This is a genomic window from Spiribacter vilamensis (genome assembly GCF_004217415.1).
Classification (GTDB): Bacteria; Pseudomonadota; Gammaproteobacteria; order Nitrococcales; family Nitrococcaceae; genus Spiribacter; species Spiribacter vilamensis.
Genome location: NZ_SHLI01000001.1, coordinates 1,139,497 through 1,156,551, shown reverse-complemented (window position 1 = coordinate 1,156,551; position 17,055 = coordinate 1,139,497). Strand labels below are relative to the sequence as shown.

The window sequence follows — 17,055 nt, the reverse complement described above, 5'->3', positions numbered from 1 at the left end:
CTCAGGCATTGCCCTCGTAGTTCAGCCACGGCTGGAGGTAAGCGGGGTTGCCGGCTGCGTTGATGCGGCCGGGGCGCTCCATTTGCCAGGTCGCGCCGAGGCTCTCCGCCCGGGCCTGCCAGTGACCGATGATGGCCTGCATGCCCTCGGGGCGAACCGGGTAGTCATGCACCAGCGTGATCAGCTCGCCATCCGCCGCCTGGACGAGTGCCGTGTAGGCGACTGGCCCGAGCTCGGGATCTGCCTGCTCGGTGACGGTGACAATGGCCGCCTGCTCGGCCTGCGGGTTCTCCGTAATGATCTCTCGGTACCATGGCTGCTCCTCGCTGATGGCATGGGCCTGTGCCACCGAGAGTGCGATTTCCGGGTCGCCTGCTTCGCCGCCACGGGTCGGGATGACCGGGTGGACGGTCATGCCGTGGCTCTCGAATCCGGCCATGTACTGGCGCTGGTTGCGCATCCAGGCGCCGTATCCCTCGATTGCGTCCTCGGGAGCGGACTGGTGGTTTGACGCCCAGGCATCAAAGCTCATCCATGGCGTCCAGACCGCGCCGCCGCTGCCGATGAAGCGGTTGCCGGTTTCCAGCTGGCAATCCTCGACACTGTCCGGTCGATAGAGCGCGGCCTCGATTAATTGCCAGAGTGGACCGAATTCGGCATGTTCAAGCTGGACTTTCATCAGCGCGGACAGATCATGGAATGTGGCATAACTGAGATTGACCGGTTCGATGCCCATTAGCTGTCGCAATGCGCGATCGGTTGCCAATCCGGCGCGTCCTTTTTCCAGCAATACACTCTCGAGTTTCTGCCGTAAGGGGTCCAGCTGTTCACCCGGTGCAACCAGTGCGAACGGAATCACCAGAAGCGGTCCTGAACCGGGGCGACGCAGGGGCGCAATCGCGGATTCCGGAAAACGGCCGGCATTGCTGCCGAGCGTTAGTAATTGCGGGATGAATGAACCGCCGCGAAGACTGCCGCGGTAGATATCGAGCAGGGCCTCGACCATGGGAAGGCCGGGGCGCAGGAGCTCGGTAAGATCGTAGAGCGCCGCCGGCATGACAAGCCCCGCCTCGGCGATTTCCTCACCAACGATCCGGCGGAGGTCGTCTGCAATGGGGGCGGCGAGCAGCTCTGCATTGTCCCGACTTAACGCCTCGGGCGGCCGCTGACGCATGATGTGTTCGGGTTTGAGTTCCACGGTGAGAACAGCAGGTGTAGCGGAAAGGGCGGACGCCATGGCGCCTCCATTGATTTAAAACGTAAAGTGTAGCATTGGCATGATAAAAGTGAGATGAACGGGGCTGATTTTTCTTTTACAATCGATTATATTGTGCAGGCTTTAATCATAAGCAGTTGTACTGAAAAGAGGAACGAATGGATCTTTCAAGCTATACCACCGAGCAGCTGAATCAGCTCAAAAAAGACATCGATACGGAAATCCAGAGCCGTCGCAAGGAAGATGCCAAAAGGGCCCAGCAGGAAATGAAACAGGTCGCGGAGCGCTACGGTTTCACCCTGAATGACCTGGTGAACGGACAGCAGCCCGCGAAGACACGTGCCAAGGGCAAGGTACGGTTCCAGCATCCTACCGATGCATCCAAAACGTGGTCGGGCCGTGGCCGCAAGCCGGTGTGGATCAAGGACTGGGAGGCCGAGGGCCGGCCCCTGGACGAGCTCCGTATCGACTAATCGATGCGAGCCGTGCGCAATCGCTCCAGTGCGGGTGATAGCGTAACCGGATAGGTTGCCGGAGCCTGCAGCGCGCGGATGCCATCCGGCAGGGCGGCCAGCTGCTCCAGGCAGTGCTGACGGGCCTCGGCCAGAGGCTCGTCCGCGATTCTGATGCGCTTGCCGGCTTCCATCACCGGCTGAAGCAACGCCTCACCCTGCCCCTCATCTTCCTCGTCCATCAGGCCGAGGATATCGCTACTCATGAGTCCCCGCCCGTCATAAAGCCGGTAGACCTGCTTGCGCCCGGGCAGATCGGTTTTGCCCGTGGCATTCTTGCCCCGCGGACGATCTTCGAAGTAATGCAGCTTGTACGCGGAATCAAGAAACGGCACGTCGGCCGACGTGTTGACGTTCGATCCTACGCCGACGCCATCGATGGGAACATCGGCCCTCAGCAGTGTCTGCAGTCGGTATTCATCCAGTCCGCCACTCACGAGAATGCGGGTGTTTTGCAGGCCGGCCGCGTCGAGGATTTCCCGGGTCATGCGGGCGTTGGCGGCCAGGTCACCGCTGTCGATTCGTACGCCGTGGACGGGGATGTTATCGGCCGCCAGCCGCCGGGAGACCTCGACGACACGCTCCGCGCCACGACGGACGTCGTAGGTATCGATCAGAAGGACAACGTTATTCGGGTGGCTGCGAGCGAAGTTCTCGAAGGCCTCGATCTCGCTGTCGTGAGCGAGGATGAAAGCATGCGCCATCGTCCCGGTTGGCGGGATATCATAGCGGACGCTGCCGAGACAGGTTGCCGTGGCGCTGAATCCGGCCAGGTAGCAGGCGCGGGCGGCCCAGGTGCCGGCTTCTCCGCCGTGGGCGCGGCGCATCCCGAAGTCGATGATCGGCGTATCGCCGGCCGACAGCCGGCAGCGAGCCGCTTTGCTGGCGATCAGGGTCTGGTAATGCAGGATATTCATTAACCGCGATTCGATGAGCTGTGCCTCCGGCAGGGGCGCAATAATCTGCACCAGCGGCTCTTCCGGGAAGAACACGCTGCCTTCCGGTAGTGCATTGACCCGACCGGTGAATCGAAACGTCGCCATGGTATCGACGAAGGCGTTCGAGAACAGCCCGGAGCCTCGCATCCAGTCCAGTTCTTCGGCCCCGAATTCGAGCTGCTCGAGCCACTCCAGCGCCTGCTCGAGACCGGCCGCCACGAAAAAGCCGCGATGCGGCGTGTGGCGCATGAACAGTTCGAAAACCGCATCGCCCGTCATTCCATGCTCGTAATAGGTCTGGAGCATGGTGAGCTCGTAGAGATCGGTGAGGAGGGGCGTGCGCTCCAGATCCATGTCGCTGTTGCTACCCGATTAGCTGCGCAGCCCGGTACCACGCTCGAGTAGCCAGAGGCTGAACGCCGTTCCCGCTGCGATGAAACCGATGACCAGAATATAGGCGATCCCAATGGGAACATCCGAGCTCCCGAGGACGCCGTAACGGAATGCATTCACCATGTAGAAGATCGGGTTGATCAGCATCACACCCTGCCAGAAATCGGGCAGCAGCGAGATGGAGTAGAAGACCCCGCCGAGATAGGTCAAAGGCGTCAGGATGAAGGTCGGAACGATCGAGATGTCATCGAATTTCTTGGCAAATACGCCATTGATGAATCCACCGAGCGAGAACAGGACCGCGGTCAGGAAAACCACGGAAATCGTGATCGGAATGCTGTGTATCGACAGATCGGCAAAGAAGCTTGCGATTATGGTGACAATCAATCCGATGCACAGTCCGCGCCCGACGCCGCCCGCTACATACCCCGCCAGAATGACGTAGTTGGGTGTCGGCGAGACCAGCAGCTCTTCGATGTGGCGCTGGAACTTGGCGCCAAAGAACGACGAAACGACATTCGTGTAGGCATTGGTAATGACCGACATCATGATGATGCCGGGCGCGATGAATTCCATGAAGCTGTAACCCTCCATGGGACCCACACGGGAGCCGATCAGCCCGCCGAAGATGATGAAGTAGAGCGTCATCGTAATCGCCGGTGGCAGGAGCGTCTGAACCCAGATGCGCATGTAGCGCGTGGTCTCCTTGGTGGCCAGCGTCTGCAGCGCGGTCAGCGTCTGCCGGGGATAGGCGGGGTAAAGTCCGGCCATGATCAAGCGGTCTCCGACTGGGGCGCGGCGTTGCGATTGCCGAGCATGCGCACGAACAGTTCCTCGAGCCGATTGGACTTATTCTTCATGCTGGTCACCTCTACGCCGGCCGAATTGAGTGCACTGAAGAGTTCAGTGAGCGTCTGGTCACCTCGGACCTCCACTTCGATCGTCTGTTCACTCACCGGCAACACACCGAAGTCCGGTAGATGCGGGAGCGATTCCACCGGCGTCGTCACGTCGAGCATGAAGCTCTGGCTCTTGAGCCGGGTGAGCAGTGACTGGACGTTCGTGTCCTCGACGATTCGGCCGCCATCGATGATGCCAATGCCACGGCACAGCGATTCGGCCTCTTCGAGATAATGGGTCGTGAGGATGATGGTGGTTCCGCGCTCATTCATCTGTCGGAGGAATTCCCACATCGACCGCCGCAATTCGATGTCGACACCCGCCGTCGGCTCGTCGAGGATCAGCAGCTGCGGCTCGTGGATCAGCGCACGCGCGATCATCAGGCGGCGTTTCATGCCGCCGGACAGCGACCTCGAGGTGGCATTGCGCTTGTCCCAGAGGTCGAGCTCGCGGAGGTACTTCTCCGCCCGATAGCGGGCGGTGGCGCGGTCGATTCCGTAGAACCCCGCCTGGTTGGTCACGATCTGACCGACCGTCTCGAACTGGTTGAAATTGAACTCCTGGGGGACAAGTCCGATATTCGATTTGGCGTCCCAGGGCGATTTGATGATGTCGTGACCAAACACCTCGACGGTGCCCGTCGTGGGCCTGACCAGCGAGGCGACCACCCCGATGATCGTCGTTTTACCGGCCCCGTTAGGTCCCAGGAGCCCGTAGAAATCGCCCGGCGTGACCTCGAGATTGATATCGCGCAGGGCAGTGATGCCGCCAGGATACGTCTTGTTCAACTGACGAAGAGAAAGCGCATTCATTCTGAATTGGACCGGATTGAAGAGTCGCTGGAACGCGACTGAAAGACGATAAGAATAGCCCTTTGCGGTATCCCGATGCAACCGACGCAGGCGCCCTGAACATTGGACAGTTTTATGTGCGACGGCGTAAACTTTTCACTGAAACAGTGGACGGGAGGGCTTCCGTGGAACCCTCCCGTTTTTGCGAGCAGACGGGGTACAGGCGTGACTCAATTGGCGATTCTGGGGCTGGAAGACGGCTCGATTTTCCGGGGGACGGCACTGGGTGCCACCGGGCAGACAGTAGGGGAGGTCTGCTTTAACACGGCAATGACCGGCTACCAGGAGGTCTGCACGGATCCATCCTATTACGGGCAGATGGTGACGCTGACCTACCCGCATATCGGCAATACCGGGACGACACCCCTCGATGAAGAGGCCGACGGACCGCAGCTCGCCGGTCTGATCATTCGCGATGCGCCCCCGCGGATCAGCAACTGGCGGGCAACAACCTCCCTGCCCGACTATCTTGCGCGGTACGGGATTGTCGGGATCAGTGATATCGATACCCGGCGGCTCACCCGGTTGATCCGCGAAAAGGGCGCGCAGAACGGTTGTATTATCGCCGGCGACGGTGCCGACCCGGCAGCGGCGGTCGCCGCGGCGCAGGCCCACCCCTCATTGACGGGGCGCGATCTGGTGCAATCGGTCACGACCGCCAAAGCCTATGAGTGGCGAATCGGCAGCTGGTCGCTGGAGCGCGGCGAACAGGAAGGCGAGCCCCGGCCCGATGCCGATCTACCCTGGCATGTCGTGGCCTACGACTACGGGATCAAGCGCAACATCCTCCGGCGGCTTGTCGACAGTGGCTGCCGGGTCACCGTCGTACCGGCGACGACCTCGCCCGACGAGGTAACCGCGCTCGAACCGGACGGGGTTTTCCTCTCCAACGGGCCGGGCGATCCGGAACCCCTCGATTACGCGATCGAGGCGACACGGCGCTTTCTGGCGACCGGCATGCCGGTGTTCGGGATTTGCCTGGGACATCAGCTGCTGGGGCTTGCCGCCGGCGCCGGAAGCGTGAAAATGAAGTTCGGTCATCACGGCGCCAATCACCCGGTGGTGGATGCCGATGCCAACCGCGTCATGATCTCGAGCCAGAATCACGGCTTCGCGATCGACGCCGATTCACTGCCGGACAACGTCCGGGTGATCAACCGGTCACTGTTCGACGGCACCCTGCAGGGCATTGAGCTGACGGATACCCCGGCCTTCAGTTTCCAGGGCCATCCGGAAGCCAGTCCCGGGCCGCATGACGTCGCCCCGCTGTTTGCCCGCTTCGTCGATCTCATGGCCGCCCGCCGGGCGGCCCGTTCCAGCAGGTAGTAACCCTTTTATGCCCAAGCGTACCGACATTGAAAGCATCCTGATTATCGGTGCCGGGCCGATCGTGATCGGCCAGGCCTGCGAATTCGACTACTCCGGTGCCCAGGCCTGCAAGGCCCTGCGCGAGGAGGGGTATCGCGTCATCCTGGTCAACTCCAATCCGGCCACCATCATGACCGATCCGGAGATGGCGGATGCGGTCTATATCGAGCCCATTCAGCCGCAGGTAGTCGCGAGCATCATCCGGCGCGAGCAGCCCGATGCCGTCCTGCCAACCATGGGCGGCCAGACGGCGCTCAACTGTGCGCTCGAGCTCGACCGGCGGGGCGTGCTGGAGGAGTATGGCGTCGAGATGATCGGTGCCACCAAGTCGGCAATCGACATGGCGGAGGATCGCGAGGCCTTCCGCAAGGCCATGGCCCGCATTGATCTGGAGACGCCGGCGGCGCGCATTGCGCACAACATGGAAGAGGCCGCTCAGGCGCAGCAGGAAGTCGGCTTTCCGACCATTATCCGCCCCTCGTTCACCCTGGGGGGCAGCGGCGGCGGGATTGCCTACAACGCCGACGAGTTCGCGGAAATCTGTGAGCGGGGACTCGATCTCTCGCCGACCAACGAGCTGCTGATCGAAGAGTCGGTCCTCGGCTGGAAGGAATTCGAGATGGAGGTGGTGCGCGATCACAGCGACAACGCCATCATCATCTGCGCGATCGAGAACCTCGATCCGATGGGGGTCCACACCGGCGACTCCATCACCGTGGCACCGGCCCAGACGCTCACGGACAAGGAATACCAGATCATGCGCGATGCCTCGCTGGCGGTGCTGCGCGAGATCGGTGTCGAGACCGGGGGCTCCAATGTCCAGTTCGCCGTCAATCCCGAGGACGGCCGCCTGGTGGTGATCGAGATGAATCCGCGGGTATCGCGCTCCTCCGCGCTCGCCTCGAAGGCGACCGGTTTTCCGATCGCCAAGGTGGCGGCCAAACTCGCGGTCGGCTATTCCCTCGATGAACTGCGCAACGAGATTACCGGCGGTCGCACGCCGGCCTCGTTCGAGCCCAGCATCGATTACGTGGTCACCAAGATCCCGCGGTTCACGTTCGAGAAATTCATGCGGACCAAGCCCGTACTGACCACGCAGATGAAGTCGGTGGGCGAGGTCATGGCGATGGGGCGGAATTTCCAGGAATCGCTCCAGAAGGCGCTGCGGGGCCTCGAGAATGGTCTCGAGGGTCTCGATCCGCGCGTCGTGCCGGGTGCCGAGGCACTTGAGCGAGTGACTCACGAGGTCCGCCAGCCAGGGCCCGAGCGACTGCTCTGGGTGGCGGACGGCTTCCGGGCCGGGCTCGATCTCGAGCAGTTATTCGACCATACGTGGATCGATCCGTGGTTCCTCGCCCAGATCGGTGAACTGGTCGAGCTCGAGGGCCAGCTCGCCGGCGTCGAGCCCGGCACGATTGACGCGGATGCGATGCGGCGGCTCAAGCGCCGTGGCTTTTCCGACGCCCGGCTTGCGCGTCTGCTCGGGGTCGGCGAGGCGGTCGTACGTGAGCATCGCCACGGCCTCGGCGTGCGGCCGGTCTACAAGCGGGTCGACTCGTGTGCGGCGGAGTTCGCGACCGCTACCGCCTACCTGTACTCGAGCTACGACGAGGAAAACGAGGCCGACCCGAGTGATCGCGAGAAGATCATGATCCTGGGCGGCGGGCCCAACCGGATCGGGCAGGGCATCGAGTTCGATTACTGCTGCGTCCATGCCGCCCTCGCGCTGCGCGAAGATGGCTACGAAACCATCATGGTCAACTGCAACCCGGAGACGGTTTCCACCGACTACGACACCTCCGACCGGTTGTATTTCGAGCCGCTGACGCTGGAGGACGTGCTCGAAATCGTCGAGACCGAACAGCCGGCGGGTATCGTTATCCAGTACGGCGGCCAGACGCCGCTCAAGCTGGCCCGTGACCTGGAGGCCTGCGGTGCGCCGATCATCGGCACAACGCCGAACTCCATCGATCTGGCCGAAGACCGCGAGCGCTTCCAGGGCGTGATTAACGACGCCGGCCTCCAGCAGCCGCCGAACCGCACGGCGAGCAGCGCCGACGAGGCCTTCCGGCTTGCCGGCGAGATCGGTTATCCACTGGTGGTGCGGCCTTCCTACGTGCTCGGCGGCCGGGCAATGGAGATCGTCTACCAGGAGTCCGAACTGGCGCAGTACATGAACGAGGCGGTTCGAGTCTCCAACGAGTCGCCCGTCCTGCTCGACCGTTTCCTCGACGACGCGATCGAGGTCGATGTCGATGCGATCTGCGACGGTGAAGACGTCCTGATTGGCGGCGTCATGGAGCATATCGAACAGGCCGGTGTGCATTCCGGCGATTCCGCCTGCTCACTGCCGCCCTACAGCCTCGCACCGCAGATCGTCGACCGCCTGCGCGAGCAAATGCGGGAGATGGCGCTGCGCCTTAACGTCGTGGGGCTCATGAATGCCCAGTTCGCGATCAAGGGCGACGAGATCTACATCCTCGAGGTTAACCCGCGCGCATCACGGACGGTACCGTTCGTCTCCAAGGCGACGGGACTGCCACTGGCGAAGATCGCGGCCCGCTGCATGACGGGCCGAACACTGGTCGACCAGGGCTGTACCCGCGAGCGGGTGCCGCCGATCTATTCGGTCAAAGAGGCCGTCTTCCCGTTCATCAAGTTCCCCGGGGTGGATCCCATCCTCGGCCCGGAGATGAAGTCCACGGGCGAGGTAATGGGCATCGGTCCGGTGTTCGGCGAGGCCTACGCCAAGTCCCAGCTCGCCGCCGGCGTCGACCTGCCCCGCAGCGGTCGGGTGTTCATCAGTGTGCGTGATGCCGACAAGCCGGCCATCGCGCCCATCGCCCGCGACCTGGTGCGCAAGGGATTCCAGCTGGTAGCGACCCGGGGCACGGCCGAGGTGCTCGACGAGGCCGGTATCGAATGCGAACGCATCAACAAGGTCGCTGAAGGCCGCCCGCACATCGTCGATGCAATCAAGAATGGCGGCATCCAGTTGATCATCAACACTACCGAGGGCCGTCAGGCGATCGCCGATTCATTCTCCATTCGTCGCGAGGCCCTTCAGCACAAGGTCTGCTATACCACGACGATCGCCGGTGCGCGGGCGACCGGCCAGGCCCTCGGCTATCTCGAATCCGATGACGTGCGTTCACTCCAGGATCTGCACAAGGAGGCCAGAACATGAGTAAAACCCCGCTCACCGTGCGCGGTGCGGAACAGCTTCGCGACGAGCTCAATCGGCTCAAGACCGAGGACCGCCCCCGGGTGATTAACGCGATCTCCGAGGCGCGCGCCCACGGCGATCTCAAGGAAAACGCGGAATACCATGCCGCCCGCGAGCAGCAGGGCTTTATCGAGGGGCGTATCGCCGAAATCGAGAGCAAACTCTCCAATGCGCAGGTGATCGACGTGACGGCGTTACCCGCGAATGGCAAGGTCGTTTTCGGTGTAACCGTCGTGCTCGCCGACGAGGAGGACGGGTCGGAGAAGACCTATCAGATCTGTGGCGAGGACGAGGCGGATATCAAGAACGGTCGGATCTCGGTCCAGTCGCCGATCGCGCGGGCGCTGATCGGCAAGGAGGAGGGCGATGTGGTCGACGTTCAGACGCCGGGAGGTCACCGGGGCTATGAAATCGTCGAGGTCCGATACGAGTAACAGCCTCGACCGCCTGGACGCGGTCAAGCTCGAACTCGCGGTGGTGGTCGGGCTGATCATTGGCGTGCTGCTGGTGATCTGGCGCGTGGAAATGAGCCACTGGGTGGATCTGGGGCTGCTCGCGCTAACCGGCTTCGGCGCCGGGGGCTGGGTTGCCTGGCGCACCCGGCTCGTCCTGCGGGATCACGACGATGGCGCGTAGCGGCGGCAGCCGGCGCTGGCTGGATGAGCATTTCAACGACCCCTACGTCCGCGAGGCGCAACGGCGGGGGTTACGCTCCCGGGCGGCGTTCAAGCTCGAGGAGATCGACCGGCGCGACCGCTTGCTCGCGCCGGGGCAGTGTGTGGTGGATCTGGGTGCGTCGCCGGGCGGCTGGAGCGAGTACGCCATGCATCGGGTCGGGCAATCGGGCCGGGTGGTCGCCATCGACCTGCTGGAGATGACACCGCCGCCGGGCGTGAGCTTTGTCCAGGGCGACTTCGGCGCCGACGAAGGCCTGGCTGCGCTGGACGAAGCACTCTCGAATTGCCCCGTCGACCTTGTACTTTCCGATATGGCCCCCAACTTCTCCGGTCATAAGGCGATTGATCAGCCCAGGGCCATGCGCCTGGCGGAGCTGGCGCTGGATTTCTGTGAGGATCGTCTGAAACCTGGTGGTGGGCTGCTGGTCAAAGTATTGCAAGGGCAGGGGTTTGACGACTTGCTCGCGGCGATGCGCCAACGCTTCGACCGGGTACAAAGCCGCAAACCCCCCGCCTCGCGCGGCCGGAGCCGGGAAGTCTACCTGCTGGCCCGAGGCTTTCGGGCGGTGTAGGCTGCATTATTAATTGACGAATAGAGGTGTGCCGTCTTGAACGACATGGCTAAGAATTTGCTCCTCTGGGTGGTCATCGCCGTCGTGCTGATGTCCGTCTTCAGTAATTTCCAGAACGAGGGCACGACGGCCCAGGAAGTCCCGTACTCCCAGTTCCTGACCGAAATCGAAAACGATCGGGTCGACTCGGTAACGATGAAGGGGCCGGTGGTCCGTGGAACGCGCACCGACGGGTCCAACTTCACGACCTACAATCCGGAGACCGACAACAGCGCGCTGGTCGGCCAGCTCATGGACAGCGGAGTGAATATCCGCGCCGAAGAGCCCGAGGGTCGCAGCATGCTGTTGCAGATCCTGATTTCGTGGTTCCCCTTCCTTCTGCTGATCGGCGTGTGGATCTATTTCATGCGGCAGATGCAGGGCGGTGGCGGCGGCCGCGGCGCCATGTCGTTCGGCAAGAGCCGCGCGAAGATGATGTCCGAAGAGCAGGTCAAGGTGACGTTCAAGGACGTGGCCGGCGTCGAGGAAGCCAAGCAGGACGTGGTCGAGCTGGTGGAATTCCTCAGCGATCCGTCCAAGTTCCAGCGGCTGGGTGGCAATATTCCGCGCGGCGTGCTGATGGTGGGGTCGCCGGGTACCGGCAAGACTCTGCTCGCCAAGGCGATTGCCGGCGAGGCCAAGGTGCCGTTCTTCAGCATCTCGGGCTCCGACTTCGTCGAGATGTTCGTGGGCGTTGGTGCATCCCGCGTGCGCGACATGTTCGAGCAGGCGAAAAAGCAGGCCCCCTGCATCATCTTCATTGACGAGCTCGATGCGGTCGGTCGCCAGCGTGGCTCCGGCATGGGCGGTGGTAACGACGAGCGCGAGCAGACGCTGAACCAGCTGCTCGTCGAGATGGACGGTTTCGAGGGCAATGAAGGGGTCATCGTCATCGCGGCGACCAACCGGCCTGATGTCCTCGACCAGGCGCTGCTGCGCCCGGGCCGCTTCGACCGGCAGGTGGTCGTGCCGCTGCCGGACGTGCGGGGCCGCGAGCAGATCCTCAACGTGCACATGGCCAAGACGCCACTGGACGCGGACGTCAACGCCCGGACCATTGCCCGGGGCTGTCCCGGTTTCTCGGGTGCCGATCTGGCCAACCTGGTCAACGAGGCGGCGCTGTTCGCCGCGCGCCGTAACAAGCGCGCGGTCGATCACAAGGACTTCGAGGACGCCAAGGACAAGATCATGATGGGCGCCGAGCGCAAGTCCATGGTGATGTCCGAGGACGAGAAGCGTCTGACCGCCTATCACGAGGCGGGTCATGCCATTGTCGGCCTCAAGGTCCCCGACCACGACCCGGTGCACAAGGTGACGATCATCCCGCGCGGACGTGCCCTTGGCGTAACGATGTTCCTCCCCGAGGAAGACCGTTACAGCTACACCAAGCAGCGGTTGAACAGCTCGATCTGTGGCCTCTTCGGCGGCCGGATCGCCGAGGAGTTGATCTTCGGGGCGGATCACGTGACCACCGGCGCCTCGAACGACATCGAGCGAGTGACTGATATTGCTCGCAATATGGTCACCAAGTGGGGTCTGTCCAGCAAGATGGGGCCGCTCGCCTACAGCGAAGACGACAACACGAACGCCCTGGGGCTGCCGATGGGTCAGGGGAAGATCTCCGACGAGACGGCACATTCCATCGACGAAGAGGTTCGTCGCATCGTCGAGGAGAACTATTCCGAGGCGACGCGGGTGCTCAAGGAGAACAGTCACACGCTGCATGCGATGGCAGACGCGCTCATGAAGTACGAAACCATCGATCGCGAGCAGATCGACGACATCATGAACGGCCGTCCGCCGCGTCCGCCGAAGGAGCCGGAGGGTCCGTCGGGCACGGCGCCGAGTGGTGGAGCTGCGGATTCCAGTGGTGACGAAACCGCGGATGACGCCGCCGGGGTGGCCAAGCCCGCCAGCGAGCACTAGTCGTTCATGATCTCCAGCCTTGATTGCGGGGGGCGGTTGCTGTCGCTGCACCGCCCCCGGGTAATGGGCGTACTCAATGTGACCCCCGATTCCTTTTCGGACGGGGGTCGTTTTATTGGGGCCCCGGCCGCCATTGAACACGCCCGGGCGATGCAGGCGGCCGGGGCCGGCATCATCGATATCGGTGGCGAGTCGACCCGTCCCGGTTCTACCGGGGTCTCCGTCCAGGAAGAGCTCGACCGGGTGATACCGGTTATCGAGGCGCTCAAGGATCGTGTCGATCTGCCACTTTCCGTGGATACCTCCAAGCCCGAGGTGATGCGGGCCGCAGCGGCGGCAGGCGCCGGGTTGATCAACGATGTCATGGCCCTGCGCCGCCCCGGGTCACTGGAAGCGGCGCGGGATACGGCGCTACCGGTGTGTCTGATGCACATGCAGGGCACGCCGGCCTCCATGCAGGACGATCCCGTCTACGACGACGTGGTCACCGAGGTGCGCGCGTTTCTCGAACAACGGCTTGATGTCGCTCAGAGGGCGGGTATTCCGGCCTCCAGACTGCTCGTGGACCCCGGCTTTGGCTTTGGCAAGCGGGATCCGCATAATGCGCAGCTACTGGCCCAGTTGCCGGTGATCGGCGAGCTGGGGTTCCCGGTGCTGACCGGGCTGTCGCGTAAATCCCTGGTGGGACGGGTTCTCGGGCGGGCGTTACCCGATCGGCTCGCCGGCAGCATCGCTGCAGCGGCACTGGCCAGCTGGCAGGGGGCGGCGATCGTGCGCGCTCACGATGTCGCGGAAACCGTGGACGCCGTCAATCTGATGGAATATGTCCGGGCGCAAGGGGGGAATGACTAATGTCGCGGAAATACTTCGGGACCGACGGGATTCGCGGACGGGTCGGCGAGCCACCGATCACCGCGGATTTCATGCTCAAGCTCGGCTGGGCGGCCGGCCGGGTGCTCAGTGAGCGCAAGGGGTCCGGCGAGGTGTTGATTGGCAAAGACACACGGCTGTCGAATTACATGTTCGAGTCCGCGCTCGAGTCGGGACTCTCCGCGGCGGGCATCGACATCCGTCTGCTCGGGCCCATGCCGACGCCCGGTATCGCCTATCTGACCCGAACACTGGGCGCCAGTGCCGGCATCGTCATCAGTGCCTCTCACAACAGCCATCACGATAACGGGATCAAGTTCTTCTCCGGTGACGGGTTCAAGCTCGATGACGAGGCCGAACTGGCGATCGAGGCATACGTCGACCGCCCTCTGGAGACCGTTGATTCCGCCGCGCTCGGCAAGGCAACCCGACTCATGGACGCGCCGGGGCGTTATATCGAATTCTGCAAGGCGTCCCTGCCGGCAGGGCTCGATCTCCGCGGCTTCAAACTCGTGGTGGACTGCGCCAATGGTGCCGGTTACCAGGTGGCGCCCGCCGTGTTCGAAGAACTCGGAGCGACGGTCATCAAACGGGGGGTCCACCCCGACGGTCTGAATATCAATGTCGACTGTGGATCGACCCGACCCGGCGGCCTCCAGCAGGCGGTCATCGAGCATCAGGCGGATGCGGGGATCGCGCTGGATGGTGATGGCGACCGCGTCATCATGGTTGATCACCGCGGCGAGGTGCTCGACGGGGACCAGTTGCTGTGGATCATTGCCCGCAGCCGCTCGGCACAGGGTACGCTCGCGGGGCCCGTGGTCGGGACGCAGATGAGTAACCTCGGGCTCGAGCAGGCGCTGCAGACGCTGGGCGTGGCGTTCCACCGCGCCCGGGTCGGTGATCGATATGTCCTGGAGATGCTCCTCGCCGAAAAGGGAACGGTCGGGGGTGAGTCGTCCGGTCATATCGTCTGTCTCGATCGAACGACCACCGGTGACGGGACGGTGTCGGCGCTCCAGGTGCTGGGCGCCGCGATCCACGCCGGCCGGCCGCTTGCCGATCTGGCGGCGGGCATGACCCGGATGCCGCAGCACATGATCAATGTCCCCATCGCTCGCAACAGTCGGCCCATGCGTGACAGCCGGATCACGGCGGCGGTCGAGGCGCTCGAGGCGGAACTTGGCGAGCATGGGCGCGTGCTGCTCCGACCCTCGGGGACAGAGCCGCTGCTGCGCGTCATGGTCGAGGGCGACGATGCCGATCAGGTTCAGTCCCGGGCAAAAGCGCTTGCCGAGGAGGTTGAAGCGATTTGCGGGGTACCTCTCCGCGCGGATGCCGGGGCGAATTGATTCCTCCGGTTTGCATGGGTAACCTCCCGGTTTTTGGATAGGGGAGAGCGATGCGGACACCGCTGATCGCCGGAAACTGGAAAATGAACGGCCTGAGTGCCGATGCCCGCGCACTGGCGCAAGCCGTCGATAATGGCATGGAGCCGGCGCAGGGTGTCGAGACGGTCGTGTGTCCGCCGTTTGTTCACATGGCGGCGGTCCGCTCCGTACTTGGCGATCGGGTCGCGCTGGGCGCGCAGAACTGCGCGGATGCACCGGAAGGGGCGCGGACCGGCGAGGTGTCGGCGTCGATGCTTGCCGACCTGGGTGCGAGCTATGTCATCCTCGGCCACTCGGAGCGGCGCCAGTACTACGGAGAGGATGAGGCACTGATAGCGGCTCGTTACTCGCAGGCGCTGGCGCACGGGCTGCGGCCGATCCTCTGTGTTGGCGAGACGCTGTCGGAGCGGGAAGCCGACCGAACCGAGGCCGTGGTGGCGAATCAGCTCCATGGTTTCATCGAGCGGCTTGATCCCGGGACAGGGCTCGGTAACGGCGTGATCGCCTACGAGCCCGTCTGGGCGATCGGTACCGGTCATACGGCAACCGCTCAGCAGGCGCAGGCAATGCATGCGTTCATCCGCGAGACACTGGCGTCGCACGACGCGGCATTGGCGGCGCGGATGCAACTGCTCTACGGTGGCAGCATGAAGGCGGCCAACGCGGCGGAACTGCTTGCCGAGCCGGATATTGATGGCGGACTGATCGGCGGCGCGTCGCTCAAGCCGGATGATTTCGTGGCCATCTGTGCCACGGCAGCGCGGGGCTGACCCCCGCAGAAAAACGGAATCGATTGACTGATGTACACGATTGTTCTGGCGATCCACCTCGGGCTTGCCCTGGTGTTGGTCGGCGTGGTGCTGCTGCAGCATGGCAAGGGCGCGGATGCAGGCGCGGCCTTTGGTAGTGGCGCCTCCAATACCGTATTCGGCGCGCGCGGCTCCGCTTCCTTTCTGGGTCGGCTCACCGGCGTGCTGGGGGTCGGGTTTTTCGCAACCAGCCTCACGCTCGCCATTATGGCGGGTACGTTCAGCAGCGGCGGGAGCGTGGTAGACGGCTCGGCTCCCGAAATGCCGGCGGTCAGCGAGGATGCGCCGGCCCCGGCCGACGAGGGTTCCGGTAGTAACGACGACGCCTCGGCGCCGGCACCTGCGCCGGACTGACATTGCCGGAAGTTGGCCACACTGATACTATTTCAGTGTTAGAAGATCACCGTGTCGCGGATGTGGTGGAAAAGGTAGACACGCTGTCTTGAGGGGGCAGTGGCGCAAGCCGTGCCGGTTCGAGTCCGGCCATCCGCACCAACCCTGATCCCGCCCATGTTCTCCGACTGGAAGGTGGAATACGCCTATGATCGAGAGCTATCTGCCTGTCCTCGTATTTATCGCGATCGCTATGGGGATCGGCATCGTCCCGCTCGCTGCGGGATTCATCCTCGCACCCCGGCGTCCTGATCACGACAAGCTGTCGCCCTACGAGTGCGGGTTCGAGGCGTTCGAGGATTCGCGCATGCAGTTCGATGTGCGCTATTACCTTGTCGCAATACTTTTCATTATTTTCGACCTGGAAATCGCGTTCCTTTTCCCCTGGGCGATCGTGCTCGACCAGATCGGGCTGTTCGGCTACGGGGCAATGGCGATCTTCATCGGCGTTCTCCTGGTCGGTTTCCTCTACGAATGGAAGAAGGGGGCTCTGGAATGGGAATAGAAGGTGCTCTCGACAAGGGCTTTGTCACGACATCCGCGGATAAGCTGATCAACTGGGCGCGGACCGGGTCGCTATGGCCGATGACGTTCGGGCTGGCCTGCTGCGCGGTGGAAATGATGCACGCCGGCGCGGCGCGTTACGACATGGACCGGCTGGGGCTGATCTTCCGGCCGTCGCCACGCCAGTCGGACGTCATGATCGTCGCCGGTACGCTGGTCAACAAGATGGCGCCGGCGCTTCGGCGGGTCTACGACCAGATGCCCGATCCCAAATGGGTGATCTCGATGGGGTCCTGCGCCAATGGCGGGGGGTATTATCATTACTCCTACTCGGTAACGCGGGGCTGTGACCGGATCGTGCCGGTCGACATTTACGTGCCGGGCTGTCCTCCCACCGCGGAGGCGCTGCTCTATGGTGTGGTCCAGCTGCAGAACAAGATCCATCGCACCAATACGATCGCGCGCTAGGG

The 17,055-nt window shown here is 63.2% G+C and carries 17 protein-coding genes and 1 tRNA gene; 14 read left to right on the top strand and 4 right to left on the bottom strand.

Features of this window, described 5'->3' with window-relative positions:
• Position 1: 1 nt before the first annotated feature.
• The gene (locus tag EV698_RS05735) at positions 2 to 1,237 is read right to left on the bottom strand and encodes a hypothetical protein (RefSeq protein WP_130503163.1); all 1,236 of its coding nucleotides are present in this window, start codon (positions 1,235 to 1,237) and stop codon (positions 2 to 4) included.
• 137 nt (positions 1,238 to 1,374) lie between these two features.
• Here EV698_RS05735 and EV698_RS05730 point away from each other — a divergent pair, with 137 nt between their 5' ends.
• Positions 1,375 to 1,689 (top strand): H-NS histone family protein, encoded by a 315-nt coding sequence (locus EV698_RS05730; RefSeq protein ID WP_130503162.1) that lies wholly within the window; start codon positions 1,375 to 1,377, stop codon positions 1,687 to 1,689.
• Here the strand turns inward: EV698_RS05730 and EV698_RS05725 are convergent.
• From EV698_RS05725 to EV698_RS05715, 3 genes are read right to left on the bottom strand one after another with little or no spacing between them, the layout of a single operon-like run.
• Positions 1,686 to 3,020, bottom strand: coding sequence for a nicotinate phosphoribosyltransferase (locus EV698_RS05725; protein ID WP_130503161.1), 1,335 nt, complete (start codon positions 3,018 to 3,020; stop codon positions 1,686 to 1,688). The two genes, EV698_RS05730 and EV698_RS05725, sit on opposite strands and share 4 nt — an antisense overlap.
• An 18-nt stretch (positions 3,021 to 3,038) precedes the next feature.
• A complete protein-coding gene (locus tag EV698_RS05720) occupies positions 3,039 to 3,830 on the bottom strand; it encodes an ABC transporter permease (protein ID WP_130503160.1) in 792 nt (263 codons plus the stop codon).
• A gap of 2 nt (positions 3,831 to 3,832) precedes the next feature.
• The gene (locus EV698_RS05715; protein ID WP_130503159.1) at positions 3,833 to 4,771 is read right to left on the bottom strand and encodes an ABC transporter ATP-binding protein; all 939 of its coding nucleotides are present in this window, start codon (positions 4,769 to 4,771) and stop codon (positions 3,833 to 3,835) included.
• A 204-nt stretch (positions 4,772 to 4,975) separates the two neighbouring features.
• Here EV698_RS05715 and carA point away from each other — a divergent pair, with 204 nt between their 5' ends.
• From carA to EV698_RS05650, 13 genes are all read left to right on the top strand, one after another.
• Positions 4,976 to 6,136 carry a glutamine-hydrolyzing carbamoyl-phosphate synthase small subunit gene (gene carA / locus EV698_RS05710; RefSeq protein WP_130503158.1) on the top strand — a complete coding sequence of 387 codons (1,161 nt, stop codon included), beginning with the start codon at positions 4,976 to 4,978 and terminating at the stop codon, positions 6,134 to 6,136.
• Positions 6,137 to 6,146: 10 nt separating this feature from the next.
• Positions 6,147 to 9,365 carry a carbamoyl-phosphate synthase large subunit gene (gene carB, locus EV698_RS05705; protein WP_130503157.1) on the top strand — a complete coding sequence of 1,073 codons (3,219 nt, stop codon included), beginning with the start codon at positions 6,147 to 6,149 and terminating at the stop codon, positions 9,363 to 9,365.
• Positions 9,362 to 9,838, top strand: coding sequence for a transcription elongation factor GreA (greA, locus tag EV698_RS05700; RefSeq protein WP_130503156.1), 477 nt, complete (start codon positions 9,362 to 9,364; stop codon positions 9,836 to 9,838). Before carB ends, greA begins: the two co-directional genes overlap by 4 nt.
• Positions 9,810 to 10,040 carry a hypothetical protein gene (locus EV698_RS05695; RefSeq protein ID WP_130503155.1) on the top strand — a complete coding sequence of 77 codons (231 nt, stop codon included), beginning with the start codon at positions 9,810 to 9,812 and terminating at the stop codon, positions 10,038 to 10,040. The genes greA and EV698_RS05695 overlap by 29 nt, the downstream gene beginning before the upstream one ends.
• The gene (rlmE, locus tag EV698_RS05690) at positions 10,030 to 10,653 is read left to right on the top strand and encodes a 23S rRNA (uridine(2552)-2'-O)-methyltransferase RlmE (protein ID WP_130503154.1); all 624 of its coding nucleotides are present in this window, start codon (positions 10,030 to 10,032) and stop codon (positions 10,651 to 10,653) included. The genes EV698_RS05695 and rlmE overlap by 11 nt, the downstream gene beginning before the upstream one ends.
• 45 nt (positions 10,654 to 10,698) lie before the next feature.
• Positions 10,699 to 12,618, top strand: coding sequence for an ATP-dependent zinc metalloprotease FtsH (gene ftsH, locus EV698_RS05685; protein ID WP_207220502.1), 1,920 nt, complete (start codon positions 10,699 to 10,701; stop codon positions 12,616 to 12,618).
• A 6-nt stretch (positions 12,619 to 12,624) separates the two neighbouring features.
• Positions 12,625 to 13,470 (top strand): dihydropteroate synthase, encoded by an 846-nt coding sequence (gene folP / locus EV698_RS05680; protein WP_239016213.1) that lies wholly within the window; start codon positions 12,625 to 12,627, stop codon positions 13,468 to 13,470.
• Entirely contained in the window at positions 13,470 to 14,840 is a 1,371-nt protein-coding gene (glmM, locus tag EV698_RS05675) for a phosphoglucosamine mutase (protein ID WP_130503152.1), read from the top strand. Before folP ends, glmM begins: the two co-directional genes overlap by 1 nt.
• Before the next feature lie 50 nt (positions 14,841 to 14,890).
• Entirely contained in the window at positions 14,891 to 15,649 is a 759-nt protein-coding gene (gene tpiA, locus EV698_RS05670) for a triose-phosphate isomerase (RefSeq protein WP_130503151.1), read from the top strand.
• A gap of 30 nt (positions 15,650 to 15,679) precedes the next feature.
• Positions 15,680 to 16,042 carry a preprotein translocase subunit SecG gene (secG, locus tag EV698_RS05665; protein WP_130503150.1) on the top strand — a complete coding sequence of 121 codons (363 nt, stop codon included), beginning with the start codon at positions 15,680 to 15,682 and terminating at the stop codon, positions 16,040 to 16,042.
• Positions 16,043 to 16,098: 56 nt separating this feature from the next.
• Positions 16,099 to 16,183 (top strand) — tRNA-Leu (locus EV698_RS05660).
• 46 nt (positions 16,184 to 16,229) lie between these two features.
• Positions 16,230 to 16,586, top strand: a complete 357-nt coding sequence (locus EV698_RS05655; RefSeq protein ID WP_130503149.1) for an NADH-quinone oxidoreductase subunit A — start codon at positions 16,230 to 16,232, stop codon at positions 16,584 to 16,586.
• Positions 16,577 to 17,053: a NuoB/complex I 20 kDa subunit family protein gene (locus EV698_RS05650; RefSeq protein WP_023365985.1), complete on the top strand. Its 477-nt coding sequence runs from the start codon at positions 16,577 to 16,579 to the stop codon at positions 17,051 to 17,053. The genes EV698_RS05655 and EV698_RS05650 overlap by 10 nt, the downstream gene beginning before the upstream one ends.
• The last annotated feature ends 2 nt before the right edge of the window (positions 17,054 to 17,055 follow it).